The 12,728-nt window shown below is 70.6% G+C and carries 10 protein-coding genes; 7 read left to right on the top strand and 3 right to left on the bottom strand.

Annotated features, from left to right (window positions below; genetic code table 11):
* The 4 genes from nuoL to AMR74_RS08045 all read left to right on the top strand — a co-directional run bounded on the left by nuoL (position 1) and on the right by AMR74_RS08045 (position 5,510).
* Complete coding sequence (nuoL, locus tag AMR74_RS08060; protein WP_053771561.1) at positions 1 to 2,049, top strand: NADH-quinone oxidoreductase subunit L; 2,049 nt, start codon at positions 1 to 3, stop codon at positions 2,047 to 2,049.
* Positions 2,050 to 2,063: 14 nt separating this feature from the next.
* The gene (locus AMR74_RS08055; protein WP_053771958.1) at positions 2,064 to 3,578 is read left to right on the top strand and encodes a complex I subunit 4 family protein; all 1,515 of its coding nucleotides are present in this window, start codon (positions 2,064 to 2,066) and stop codon (positions 3,576 to 3,578) included.
* Positions 3,571 to 5,073, top strand: coding sequence for an NADH-quinone oxidoreductase subunit N (locus tag AMR74_RS08050; RefSeq protein ID WP_053771560.1), 1,503 nt, complete (start codon positions 3,571 to 3,573; stop codon positions 5,071 to 5,073). Before AMR74_RS08055 ends, AMR74_RS08050 begins: the two co-directional genes overlap by 8 nt.
* 152 nt (positions 5,074 to 5,225) lie before the next feature.
* Positions 5,226 to 5,510: a hypothetical protein gene (locus AMR74_RS08045; protein ID WP_053771559.1), complete on the top strand. Its 285-nt coding sequence runs from the start codon at positions 5,226 to 5,228 to the stop codon at positions 5,508 to 5,510.
* A 14-nt stretch (positions 5,511 to 5,524) separates the two neighbouring features.
* Here AMR74_RS08045 and AMR74_RS08040 read toward each other — a convergent pair whose 3' ends face one another.
* Genes AMR74_RS08040 through AMR74_RS08030 form a run of 3 tightly spaced genes read right to left on the bottom strand, consistent with a single transcriptional unit; the run spans position 5,525 to position 8,018 of the window.
* A complete protein-coding gene (locus AMR74_RS08040; RefSeq protein WP_053771558.1) occupies positions 5,525 to 5,755 on the bottom strand; it encodes an H/ACA ribonucleoprotein complex subunit GAR1 in 231 nt (76 codons plus the stop codon).
* A gap of 2 nt (positions 5,756 to 5,757) precedes the next feature.
* Positions 5,758 to 6,036: a signal recognition particle subunit SRP19 gene (gene srp19, locus AMR74_RS08035; protein WP_053771557.1), complete on the bottom strand. Its 279-nt coding sequence runs from the start codon at positions 6,034 to 6,036 to the stop codon at positions 5,758 to 5,760.
* A gap of 59 nt (positions 6,037 to 6,095) precedes the next feature.
* Positions 6,096 to 8,018: a PAS domain-containing sensor histidine kinase gene (locus tag AMR74_RS08030; RefSeq protein WP_053771556.1), complete on the bottom strand. Its 1,923-nt coding sequence runs from the start codon at positions 8,016 to 8,018 to the stop codon at positions 6,096 to 6,098.
* A gap of 201 nt (positions 8,019 to 8,219) precedes the next feature.
* Between AMR74_RS08030 and alaS the strand changes: the two genes are divergently transcribed.
* From alaS to AMR74_RS08015, 3 genes are all read left to right on the top strand, one after another.
* Positions 8,220 to 11,000 (top strand): alanine--tRNA ligase, encoded by a 2,781-nt coding sequence (gene alaS / locus AMR74_RS08025; protein ID WP_053771555.1) that lies wholly within the window; start codon positions 8,220 to 8,222, stop codon positions 10,998 to 11,000.
* 21 nt (positions 11,001 to 11,021) lie between these two features.
* Complete coding sequence (locus AMR74_RS08020; RefSeq protein WP_053771554.1) at positions 11,022 to 11,825, top strand: alpha/beta fold hydrolase; 804 nt, start codon at positions 11,022 to 11,024, stop codon at positions 11,823 to 11,825.
* Between the two features lie 95 nt (positions 11,826 to 11,920).
* Positions 11,921 to 12,637 carry a type 1 glutamine amidotransferase gene (locus AMR74_RS08015; protein ID WP_053771553.1) on the top strand — a complete coding sequence of 239 codons (717 nt, stop codon included), beginning with the start codon at positions 11,921 to 11,923 and terminating at the stop codon, positions 12,635 to 12,637.
* Positions 12,638 to 12,728: the final 91 nt, after the last annotated feature.

Raw genomic sequence — 12,728 nt, 5'->3', positions numbered from 1 at the left:
ATGGTGAACGCATTCGCATACGTTCCGGCGATCGTACTCCTCCCGTTCTTCTCGTTCCTGGTCGCGCTCGGCGCGGGCAGGTACCTCCCGAAGGGCGGCGCCTTCGGCGGCATCGCGGCGACGGCCGGCTCGTTCCTGCTGTCGATCTGGGTCGCCGCGACCGTCGCGGGCGGACGGGCGTACAACGAGACGCTGTACCACTGGGCGAGCGAAGGCGGCGCGGGCATCGGTCCGACGGACATCAAACTCACGTTCGGCGTCCTGATCGACCCGCTGTCGGCGCTCATGCTGGTCATCGTGACCCTCGTGGCGCTGCTCGTCCACGTGTTCTCGCTCGGCTACATGAACGACGAGGGCGAGACCGGGCTGCCGCGCTACTACGCCGGGCTCGGCCTCTTCACGGCGTCGATGCTCGGCTTCGTCGTCGCCGACAACCTGCTGATGGCGTTCATGTTCTTCGAGCTGGTCGGGCTCTGCTCGTACCTGCTCATCGGCTTCCACTTCCGGGAGCCGGGTCCGCCGTCGGCCGCGAAGAAGGCGTTCCTCGTCACCCGCTTCGGTGACTACTTCTTCCTCGTCGGCGTCGTCGCGGTGTTCGCCACCTTCGGCACGGCGCAGTTCGCCGGTCCCGACTCGTTCCCGGCACTGGCCGACGCGGCGCTCAACGGCTCCGGGTCGGTCGCGTGGACTCCCGGCGGCCTCGACCTCGGCACATGGCTGACCGTCGTCGGCCTGCTCGTCCTGGGCGGCGTCGTCGGCAAGTCCGCGCAGTTCCCGCTCCACACGTGGCTCCCCGACGCGATGGAGGGCCCGACGCCCGTCTCCGCGCTCATCCACGCCGCGACGATGGTCGCGGCCGGCGTCTACCTCGTCGCGCGGATGTACGGGTTCTACGTGCTGACGCCGACGACGATGGCGGTCATCGCCTTCGTCGGCGGCTTCACGGCCTTGTTCGCGGCGACGATGGGGCTCGTGAAAGACGAGCTGAAGCAGGTGCTCGCGTACTCGACCATCTCGCAGTACGGCTACATGATGCTCGCGCTCGGCGCGGGCGGGTACGTGGCCGCCGTCTTCCACCTGACCACCCACGCCTTCTTCAAGGCGTTGCTGTTCCTCGGCGCCGGGTCGGTAATCATCGCGATGCACCACAACGAGGACATGTGGGACATGGGCGGGCTGAAGTCGAAGCTCCCCGTCACCTACTACACGTTCCTCGCCGGCTCGCTGGCGCTAGCGGGAATCTTCCCGTTCGCCGGCTTCTGGTCGAAAGACGAGATCCTCTACGAGGCGCTCGTCCACGGGCTCAACGACCCGCTGCTGCTCGGCGGCTACCTGATGGGGCTGCTCGCGGTGCCGGTCACCGCGTTCTACACCTTCCGGATGGTGTTCCTGACGTTCCACGGCGAGCCCCGCAGCGACACCGCCCGCGACCCCGAGTCCGTCCGCTGGAACGTGAAGGGTCCGCTGACGGTCCTCGGCTCGCTCGCGGTCGTCACCGGCTTCATCAACATGGTCCCCGTGAAGAAGGTGCTCGGAATCAAGGGGATCGACGTGCTTCACCGCTGGCTCGACAACGAGTGGGGCGGCATCGAGGGGCTCTCCTCGCACCACTACGCCGACATCGGTCCGTACAGCAGCGCGTACCTCGTCGGCGGTGAGGCCGGGACCGTCCTCGTCGGCGCGGCCGTCTCGCTCGGCCTCGCGCTGCTCGGACTCGGACTCGCCTGGCGGCTGTACAACGTGCCGTCGCCGACGGAACACACCGCCAAACTCGGCGGGATCAAAGACGTGCTGTACAACAACTACTACCTCGACGAACTGCAGGTCTGGCTCGCGTATCGGACGGAAGACGTCGCGGGCGGCGCGAACACCTTCGACCAGGGAATCATCGACGGCGTCGTGAACGGCGTCTCCTCGGTGAGCCTGACCGGCGGCGGCCGGATCCGCAAGCTCCAGTCGGGGGTCGTCTCGCAGTACGCCGCGCTGCTCACCTTCGGACTCGTCGCGCTGTTGCTCGTGCTCGGCGCGACCGGGGGGTGGTTCCTGTGATACTCGAAGCGCTCATGGCGGCCGCGTTCGTCGGCGCGCTGACGGTGTTCCTCGCGCCCGACGAGTGGGCCGGCCGGCTGGCGTTCGCGATCAGCCTGATCCCGTTCGTCGGCAGCCTCTCCCTCTGGTCCGGCTTCGAAGCCGGCGGCAACGCGCTGCTCGGCGGCGAGATAGCCTACGCGACCCGGATGGAATGGCTCGAAGTGGGCGGCCGGAGCGTCTCGTGGTTCGTCGGGCTCGACGGGATCAGCCTCCCGCTGTTCGTGCTCACGACGTTCCTCGTGCCGTTAGCGATCCTCAGCGCGTGGACGCCCGTCGACACGCGACAGAGCCAGTTCTACGGGCTCATGCTGTTCATGGAGGCGAACCTGCTCGGCGTGTTCGCCGCGCTCGACTTCTTCCTGTGGTTCGTCTTCTGGGAGGCCGTGCTGGTCCCGATGTACTTCCTCATCGGGATCTGGGGCGGTCCGCGCCGCAAGTACGCCGCGATCAAGTTCTTCGTCTACACGAACGCGGCGTCGCTGCTGATGTTCATCGGCTTCATGAGCCTCGTGTTCGCGCTCGGCGACTCGGTGTCGTCGTTCGCCCTGCCGGAGATCGCGCAGGCGATCGCCGCGGGCGACCTGAGCGCGTGGTTCGGCATCCCGGCGGACCGCATCGCGATGGCCGCGTTCCTCGCGATGTTCCTCGGGTTCGCGGTGAAGGTCCCGATCGTGCCGTTCCACACGTGGCTGCCGGACGCCCACGTTCAGGCGCCGACCCCGGCGTCGGTGCTCCTGGCGGGCGTCCTCCTGAAGATGGGGACGTACGCGCTGCTCCGGTTCAACTTCACGATGCTCCCCGAGCAGGCGTCGATGCTCGCGGTCCCGATCGCGGCCATTGCCGTCATCAGCGTCATCTACGGCGCGATGCTGGCGCTCGCACAGAAGGACCTCAAGCGGATCGTCGCCTACTCGTCCGTCTCGTCGATGGGCTATGTCATCCTCGGGCTCATCGTGTTCACCGAGTACGGGATCGGCGGGGCGACGTTCCAGATGGTCGCGCACGGCCTCATCTCGGGGCTCATGTTCATGGCGGTCGGCGTCATCTACAACGCGACCCACACCCGGATGGTCGGCGACATGGCCGGCATGGCCGACCGGATGCCGGTCACCGTCGGCATCCTCGTCGCCGGCGCCTTCGGCTACATGGGGCTGCCGCTGATGGCCGGCTTCGCCGGCGAGTTCTTCATCTTCGTCGGCTCCCTGTCCGCGCCGGCGCTCCCGTACGCACCGGTGTTCACGGCGCTGGCGATGTTCGGTATCGTCATCGTCGCCGGCTACCTGCTGTCGGCGATGCAGAGCACGCTGTTCGGTCCCTTCGAACTGGAGACCGACTACGACGTCGGGCCCGCGGCGTTCCACGACGTCGCCCCGCTCGCGGTGCTTCTGGTGGCGATCATCGTGCTGGGCGTCGCGCCCGACATCTTCTTCGAGATGATCCGTGACGCTGCCCTGCCGGTCGTCGAGGGGGTGACGATCGATGGTTAACGGACTGCCCGCCGTGACGGCGCTGCTGCCGGCGCTGCTGTTGGCCGTCACCGGACTCGCGCTGCTGTTGGTCGACACGGTGCGGCCGGACGCGCGCTCGAACACGTCGATGGCGGTCGTCGGTGCGGTCGGGTCGCTCGCCGCGCTGACGGCCACCGTCTGGCTCACCGCCAGCGGCGGCGTGAGCCCCGACGGCGGCGCGGTGCTGCTGTTCGCCGACGCGGTGAAGGTTGACACCCTGGCGCTGTTCTTCACCGCCATCTTCGCGTCGGTGACCGCGCTGGTGTTAGTCGCCGCGCACGACTACTTCCACGACCACGCCAACCCGGCGGCGTTCTACTCGCTCGTGACGTTCGCGGCGACCGGGATGGCGCTGCTCGCGGTCGCGAACTCGCTCGCGGTCGTGTTCGTCGCCCTGGAGATGGTGTCGCTGCCGTCGTACGTGCTCGTCGCGTACCTCAAGGAGGACCGGGGCAGCGTCGAGGCGGGGATGAAGTACTTCCTCGTCGGAGCGCTCTCGTCCGCGGTCTTCCTGTTCGGCATCTCGCTCGTGTACGCCGCGACCGGGTCGCTCATCCTCGCCGACATCGCGTCGGCGTCGATCGAGGGTCTGGCCGGCGTGCTCGGCGTCGGCGTCGTGATGATGATCGGCGGCGTCGCCTTCAAGACCGCCTCCGTCCCGTTCCACTTCTGGGCGCCGGAGGCGTACGAGGGCGCGCCCGCGCCGGTGAGCGCGTTCCTCTCGTCGGCCTCGAAGGCCGCCGGGTTCGTCGTCGCGTTCCGCGTGTTCACCGAGGCGTTCCCGCTGGAGATGGCGGTGTCCGCGAACGTCGACTGGATGCTCGCCTTCGCGGTCCTCGCGGCCGTCACGATGACGCTCGGCAACTTCGCGGCCGCGGTCCAGGAAGAGGTCAAGCGGATGCTCGCGTACTCCTCCATCGGGCACGCCGGGTACGCGCTCATCGGCGTCGCCGCGCTCACGGTCGACGGCCCCGCCAACGGCACGGTCATGGGCGCCGCGATGGCGCACCTGCTCGTCTACGGGTTCATGAACACCGGCGCGTTCCTCTTCGTCGCGATGGCGGAGCGGTGGGGCGTCGGCCGGACCTTCGCCGACTACGCGGGGCTCTGGCGGCGCGCGCCGGTCGCCTCCGTCGCGATGGCCGTGTTCATGTTCTCGCTGGCCGGGCTCCCGCCGTTCGCCGGGTTCTTCTCGAAGTACTTCCTGTTCCAGGCGGCCATCGACAACGGCTTCCTGTGGCTGGCCGGCCTCGGCGCGGTGAACAGCGTCGTGTCGCTGTACTACTACAGCCGGGTCGTGAAGGCGCTGTTCCTCGACGACCCCGAGTCGCCGAGCGCGCTCGACGCGATCGACGTGCGACCGACGGCGCTGTACGCCGCGGTCGTCTTCGCGGCGGTCGCGACGGTGCTGCTCCTGCCCGGCTTCGGCCCCGTCATCGAGACGGCCGAGGCGGCGGCCTCCGCGCTGTTTTAGAGCGGCCGCGGAACCGCTCTTCTTTCCACGCGTCTCACGCCCCCAGCGACGGCGCCGACCGTCGCGGCGTCGGACCGACGCGGCGGCTTTCGGTCGGCGACCCCCGCGCCGGCGCCCACAGATATTCGTCCGTTCGGCCCCTCGGTACGGTCGTGTCCCGGACTCGCACCTACCGGTGTCTGAACTGCCTCGACGAGACCGTCACGCGCTCGTTCGACACCTCTCACCTCTCGATGACCTGTCCGAACTGCGAGTCGTTCGAGCGGTTCGCGAACGAGGCGGTGATCGAGCAGTTCGAGTCGCTCGAGGCGTCGCCGCCGTCGGAGTTCGACTGGGACCGGCTGGAACGCCGGGAGAAGCTGCTGGTCGCGGAGCGGATCGCTCGCACGGACAAGACGCTCGCGGACTTCGACGTGATCGACGCGACGGAGGCGTAGCGCCGCTCGGGGCGCTACCGCGCGTACAGCTTGCCGCCGACGAGGTCCGCGAGCCCGACGCCGTCGCCGGGCGTGACGGCCACGTAGGGGCGATCGACCGGCCCGAACACGTCGACGACGCGGCCGACCGTCGAGAGCGACTCGTCGACGACGCTCGCGCCGATCCGCGGGGGCTCGGCGCCCGGATCGCCGCGGGCGATCGCGAGCCCGCCGGCGGTGCGGACGACGGTACCGACGCGCCGCACGGTTACTCCCGGAGCACGCCGAGGTAGGCGGCGATCGCCTGGACGAGGTCGTTCTTCGCGGTGTCGTCGGTGCCCTGGACCGCCACGTACCCGCGGGCCTCGAACTCCCGGGAGTACGTCGCGTCGCGCTCGACGACCGCGTCGTAGCCGACCTGCTGGACGGCCTTCGCTATCTCGTCGACGGTCGGCGCTTCGACCGCCAGATCCGTCGGGACGCGGCGCCCCTCCGAGCGGGACAGCTCGGCGTCGAAGTAGGCGGGGTAGACGACGTTCTCGACCATACCGGATCCCCTCGCGCGCGGCGTAAGGTCGTTTCGGACCGCCGCGCGCTCGGCGCCGCTCAGTCGGTTCGGAACTCGAACCGGGCCCCGCCGTCCTCGCCGGTCGTCGCCTCGACGGTCCAGCCGTGCGCCTCGGCGATGCGCTCGCTGATTGCGAGCCCGAGTCCCGTGCCCGACTCGTCGGTCGTGAACCCGCTCTCGAACACGCGCTCGCGGTCCGCCTCCGGGAGCCCGACGCCGTCGTCCTCGACGTAGAAGCCGCTCGCGGGGCTCCCGTCGTCCCCCTCGAAGGTACCCGCCCCGACCCCGACCGAGAGCGGCTCGTCGGGGGCGTCGCGACCGTGTTCGACGCTGTCGTCGGGCTCTGCCCGACTGCTCGCGGACCCGTGTTCCACACTGTTCCGGAAGACGTTCTCGAACAGTTCGCGCAGCCGCGTGCGGTTCGCCTTCAGGGTCGCGTCGGACTCGACCGTCAGCGTCGCGACGTCCGTGTCGACGCCCTCCCACGCCTCGCGCGCGACCGCGGCCAGCGAGACCGGCTCCGTCTCGCCCACCGACCGCCCCTCCCTGGCCAGCGACAGGAGGTCCTCGACGAGCTCGTCCATGCGCCCGATGGCGTCGGCGACCCTGTCGAGGTGGTCAACGTCGCCCGTCTCGCGGGCGAGGTCGACGTACCCGTCCGCGACCGACAGCGGGTTCCGGAGGTCGTGGGAGACGATGGAGGCGAACTCGTCGAGCCGCTCGTTCTGTCGCCGCAGCGTCTCCTCGCGCTCGCGCCGGTCGGTGACGTCGGTGTAGATGGCGTACCCGGCCGCGTTCGCGGCGTCGAGGTGGATCGGGATGACGTGGAGGATGAAGTGTCGCGGCCCGTCGGCGGTGACCCGCGTGACCTCCCGTCGGACGTTCTCGCCGCGCTGGAGCTGCTCGTTGAGCTCTTCCGCCTCCGCGTCGGCCTCCGGGGGAACGATGTAGTCGTCGATGGACTCGCCCATCACCGTCTCCGGGTCGTACCCGAACGTCGCCTCGAACGCCTCGTTCACCTGTCGGACGACCGGGTCGCCGTCGGTGTAGTCGTAAGCGATGGCGGGGTCAGGCACGTTCGCGAACAGCGCGAGCAGGCGGTCTCGCTCGGCCCTGAGCGTCTCGGTGACGTCGATCCGGTCGAGGGTCTCTTCGAGGTGGGAGCCGAGCAGCTCCGCCAGCCGGCGGTCGGCGTCGTCGAACGCGTCGGCGCCGTCGCTCGCGTCGGCCGCGAGCTGGAAGACCACGTCCTCGCCCACGGGGACGGTGAGCAGCGTGTCGTACCGGCTCTCGGGGGTCGGGTTCGGCGCGACGGAGACGTCGCCGGTCTGGACCGCCTGCCCCGCCACGCCGGTCCCCACCCGGACCCGGTTACAGTCCTCGACGGGCGTCCCGCTGGAGGTGACCACGGGCTCGACCCACTCGCCGTCGCGAACCGCGACCACGGCCCGGTACTCCGGGAACACCACCTCGGCGACGGCGATGGCGGCCCGGTACGCCTCGTCGACCGACCTGACGGCCGCGAGCTCCGTCATCCCGGCGTTGAGCTGTTCGATCCGCGACGGGGTCCGCGTCGGGTCCGTCCGGACGACGGACCGCCGCTCCCGGGCGAGCAGCCACGACACCGTCTCCGAGAGCGACTCCGGCGTCCGCGCGACCGCGTCCACGAGCGGGTCGGTCGCGACTCGGTTGGCCGGGTCGTCGACGAAGGCGACCACGGAACCGACGCGGTCGGCGGACCGGACCCGTCCGAGCCCCGCCTCGTCGGCGACGACCGTCACGTCGGCCCCGGCGAGGCGCGAACCGTCGGTGGCGGCCGCGTCGGCGGCGTGCGTCTCGACCGCCTCACCGTCCTCGCCGCCGGGGGCGTCGGCGCCGAGGCGGGCCTCGAGGTCGTCGGCGAGCCCAGAGCCACCGCCGAGGACGAGAACCGACGCGCGCTCGCCCAGCGCAGAAGTCACAATTGTACGTGATACGCACCGCCGAGAGTATAAATCTTCTTACCGATCGACGAATCCCGACGCGGTCGGCCATTTCCGACCGGTCAGCGGCGTTCCCTCTGAGGACCGTCGGTCGGCGCCGGCTCGCGGCGGCGAACGGCGCGTCGCGGCCGACGAGCGACCCCGGAACCCTTTTGGAGCAACACGGGCCACGTTCGTGTAATGAGCGATCTCGAAGCGGAGTACCGTCTCGATTACTTCGAGGAGGAGGGGTTCGAGCGCAAGGAGTGTCCCTCCTGTGGCGCGCACTTCTGGACCCGCGACGCGGAGCGAGAACTCTGCGGCGAGCCGCCCTGTGAGGACTACAGCTTCATCGACGATCCCGGCTTCCCGGAGGCCCGGTCGCTGTCGGAGATGCGCGAGGCGTTCCTCTCCTTCTTCGAGGAGCACGGCCACGAGCGGATCGACCCGTACCCGGTCGCCGCCAACCGCTGGCGCGACGACGTCCTCCTGACCCAGGCGTCCATCTACGACTTCCAGCCGCTCGTCACCTCCGGGCAGACGCCGCCGCCGGCGAACCCCCTCACCATCTCACAGCCCTGTATCCGGATGCAGGACATCGACAACGTCGGCAAGACGGGCCGGCACACGATGGCGTTCGAGATGATGGCCCACCACGCGTTCAACACGCGCGAGGAGGTCGAGGAGGACGAGTACGCCTACCACGGCGAGGTGTACTGGAAAGACGAGACGGTCCGGTACTGCGACGAGCTATTCGAGAGCCTCGGCGCCGACCTCTCGGAGATCACCTACATCGAGGACCCGTGGGTCGGCGGCGGCAACGCCGGTCCCGCCATCGAGGTCATCTACAAGGGCGCCGAGCTGGCGACGCTCGTCTTCATGTGTATGGAACAGGACCCCGAGGGCGACTACGAGATGAAAGACGGGAACTCGTACTCGTTCATGGACACCTACATCGTCGACACCGGGTACGGGTTAGAGCGGTGGACCTGGATGAGCCAGGGGACCGCGACGGTGTACGAGGCGGTGTACCCCGACGCCATCGACTTTTTGAAGGACAACGCCGGGATCGAACACACCGAGGCGGAGCGAGAGATCGTCCACCGCGCCGCGAAGCTCTCCGGGCGGCTCGACATCGACGACGTCGACGACGTGGAGGCCGCCCGCGGCGAGATCGCCGACCGGCTCGACGTCGACGTCGACCGGCTGCGCGAGCTGGTGGAGCCGCTCGAATCGATCTACGCCATCGCCGACCACTCGCGGACGCTCGCGTACATGTTCGGCGACGAGATCGTCCCCTCGAACGTCGGCACTGGCTACCTCGCCCGCATGGTGTTGCGGCGGATGAAGCGGCTCGTCGACGAGGTGGGCGTCGACGCGCCCCTCGACGAGCTGGTCGACATGCAGGCCGACCGCCTCGGCTACGAGAACCGCGACACCATCCGCGAGATCGTCCGCAGCGAGGAGCGGAAGTACGAGCGGACCTTGGAGCGCGGCGCCCGGAAGGTCGAGCAGCTCGCCGACGAGTACGCCGGCACCGGCGAGCCGATCCCGACCGAGGAGCTGCTGGAGCTGTACGACTCCCACGGGATCCAGCCCGACATGGTCGCCGACATCGCCGACGAGCGCGGCGCGACCGTCGACGTGCCCGACGACTTCTACGCCCTCGTCGCCGACCGGCACGAGGAGGGCGACGCCGCGGCGGCGGCCGACGAGCGCGACGAGCGGCTCGCCGACCTCCCCGAGACGGAAAAGCTGTTCTACGACGACCAGGGCCGCACCGAGTTCGAGGCGGTCGTCCTCGACGTGCTCGACGCCGAGGACGGGTACGACGTGGTCTTGGACCAGACGATGTTCTACCCCGAGGGCGGCGGCCAGCCGGCCGACAGGGGCCAGCTGACGGTCGGCGAGACCACCGTCGACGTCACCGACGTCCAGGAGGTCGACGGGGTCGTCCTCCACCGCGCGGACGCGGACCCCGGCAAGGGCGAGTTCGTCACGGGGCAGGTCGACGGCGACCGCCGCGAGCGGCTCCGCGCGCACCACACCGCGACGCACCTCATCGGCCACGCCGCCCGGCAGGTGCTCGGCGACCACGTCCGACAGGCGGGCGCCCAGAAGGGCACGGACTCCGCTCGGCTCGACGTGCGCCACTTCGAGCGCGTCACCCGCGAGGACGTGAAGGCGATCGAGCGCGTCGCGAACGAGCTGATCCGGGACGACGTGCCCGTCCGGCAGGAGTGGCCCGACCGCAACGAGGCGGAGGCCGAGCACGGCTTCGACCTGTACCAAGGCGGCGTCCCGCCGGGAACGAACGTCCGCCTGATCCACGTCGGCGACGCGGACGTCCAGGCCTGCGCCGGCACCCACGTCGACCGGACCGGCGAGATCGGCGCCGTGAAGGTGCTGAAGACGGAGCCCGTCCAGGACGGCGTCGAGCGGATCGCCTTCGCGGCCGGCGCCGCGGCGGTCGAGGCGACCCAGCGCACCGAGGACGCGCTGTACGACGCGGCCGAGGTGTTGGACGTCGACCCCCTCGACGTGCCCGACACCGCCGAGCGCTTCTTCGAGGAGTGGAAGGCGCGGGGGAAGGAGATCGAGTCGCTCAAAGAGGAGCTGGCGACCGCGCGCGCGTCGGGCGGCGCCGACGCCAAGGAGGTCGAGGTCGCCGGGACGACGGCGGTGATCCAGCGGCTCGACGGCGACGCCGACGAGCTGCGCGCGACCGCGAACGCCCACGTCGACGACGGGAAGGTCGCGGTGATCGGCAGCGGCGCCGACGGCTCCGCGAGCTTCGTCGTCGGCGTCCCGGACGGCGTCGACGTGAACGCCGGGCAGGTCGTCTCGGAGCTCGCCGGCCGCGTGGGCGGCGGGGGCGGCGGCCCGCCGGACTTCGCGCAGGGCGGCGGTCCGGACGCGGACGCGCTGGACGACGCGCTCGACGCGGCGCCGGACGTCCTCCGCAACCTCCAGGAGGCCTGACGGCCCCACACGGACTCCGCCATGCCCCACGCGACCAACGCCGGCGTCGAGATCCGCTACGAGGTCGACGCGCCCGACGCGGGCGACTCCGACGAGGCGGTCGTGTTCTGCGGCGACGTCGGCCTCGGCGCGTGGCAGTTCGGCTGGCAACACGCCGCGCTGACGGGCCCGCACACGGTCGTCACGCCGGAGACGCGTGGCGTCGGCCAGTCGGACGCCCCGCCCGCCCCCTACGGGGTCGAGGCGCTCGCGGCCGACCTCGACGCAGTCTGTGCGGCCGAGGGGATCCGCAACGCCCACCTCGTCGGTTACGGCCTCGGCGGGATGGTCGCGCTGACGGCGGCGCTGGCCTCCTCGCGGCCGGCGAGCCTCGCCCTGATCGGGACGCCCCCCGCGGGCGACGCGTACAACCCCGCCGGCGTCTGGGCCGATCCGAGCGACCCGGCCGCGGTCGAGGGGTCGCTCTCCGGGCTGCTCTCGCCCGACTTCCGGGAGGCGCACCCGGACGCGCTCTCGCGGATCGCGGAGTGGCGCCTCGCCGAGGACGCCGACCGCGAGACGTACGCGGCCCACCGCGCCGCGGTCGAGGGGTTCGACCTGACCGACGACCTCTTCGAGGTCACGACCCCGGCCTTGGTCGTCCACGGGACCGACGACACCGCCTGCCCGGTCACGGCCGGCGAGACGCTCGCCGAGGGGCTCCCGCGCGGGGAGTTCCACTCGATCGAGGGCGCCCGACACCTCGTCGGCGTCGAGGCGTCGGCCGCGGTCAACGACCTGCTCGTCGGGTGGCTCGCCGAACACGCGGGCGACCCGTTCGCGTAGGGCCGCGCGTCGACGAGCGAGCGCGGCGTCCGCGTCGGCGGCCGGCACGTCCGGCGCCGCAACCGTTTTGTGACTCTCGGCTCTCCGTTCGGTCGATGACCCGCCTCCGGTTCGCCCTGTTGAACGCCGCCCACGACGGCGCGAACACCCGTCGGAACTTCCGCCGCGAGATCGACGCCGACCTCGTTGAGTTCGACGCCGTCGACGGCGACCTCCCCGACCACACCGAGTTCGACGGCGTCGTCGTGACCGGATCGCGCTCGTCGGTCTACTGGGACGAGGCGTGGATCCCCCCGCTCGTCGACTACGTCGCCGAGGCGGCCGACGCCGGCGTCCCGGTCCTCGGCGTCTGCTACGGCCATCAGGTGCTCGCGGAGGCGCTCGGCGGCCGCGTCGCCGGGATGGACGGCTTCGAGATCGGCTACAACGAGATCCGGCAGGTGCGCGACGACCCGCTGTTCGAGGGGATCGGCGAGTCGTTCACGGCCTTCACGACCCACGGCGACGCGGTGGTCGAACTACCGCCGTCCGCCACGCTGCTGGCCGAGAACGACCGCGGCGTCCACGCGTTCCGCGACGGGCACTGCTGGGGCGTCCAGTTCCACCCCGAGTACGACGTCGAGACCGCCCGCGACGTGACGGACGGCAAGCGGGACCAGATCGGCGACGCCCGCGTGGACGCCGTCCTGGAGGCGATCACCCCCGAGGCGTACGACGCCGCCTGCGAGGCGAAGGCGCTGTTCGAGAACTTCACCGCCTCCGCCGAGCGGCTGGCGGCCGAGCGCGCGGACGCCGCCGCCGCGGACGACTGACCGGGACGGGCGGCCGCGGTCGGTCTCTTCCTCCCCGTCGCCGACGCGGCCCCCGGTCGAACACGCTTATACGGTTCCCGTCCCGAACCTC

The organism is Halorubrum tropicale (genome assembly GCF_001280455.1).
Classification (GTDB): Archaea; Halobacteriota; Halobacteria; order Halobacteriales; family Haloferacaceae; genus Halorubrum; species Halorubrum tropicale.
Note: the sequence above shows the minus strand (reverse complement) of the source record. Positions and strands in the feature narration are given on the sequence as shown.

Excerpts from the sequence above, each read along its gene's own strand:
- nuoL (WP_053771561.1), top strand. The coding sequence starts at position 1 with ATGGTGAACGCATTCGCATACGTTCCGGCGATCGTACTCCTCCCGTTC.
- AMR74_RS08055 (WP_053771958.1), top strand. The coding sequence starts at position 2,064 with ATGGCGGCCGCGTTCGTCGGCGCGCTGACGGTGTTCCTCGCGCCCGAC.
- AMR74_RS08050 (WP_053771560.1), top strand. The coding sequence starts at position 3,571 with ATGGTTAACGGACTGCCCGCCGTGACGGCGCTGCTGCCGGCGCTGCTG.
- srp19 (WP_053771557.1), bottom strand. The coding sequence starts at position 6,036 with ATGGTCGAGAACGTCGTCTACCCCGCCTACTTCGACGCCGAGCTGTCC.
- alaS (WP_053771555.1), top strand. The coding sequence starts at position 8,220 with ATGAGCGATCTCGAAGCGGAGTACCGTCTCGATTACTTCGAGGAGGAG.
- AMR74_RS08020 (WP_053771554.1), top strand. The coding sequence starts at position 11,022 with ATGCCCCACGCGACCAACGCCGGCGTCGAGATCCGCTACGAGGTCGAC.
- AMR74_RS08015 (WP_053771553.1), top strand. The coding sequence starts at position 11,921 with ATGACCCGCCTCCGGTTCGCCCTGTTGAACGCCGCCCACGACGGCGCG.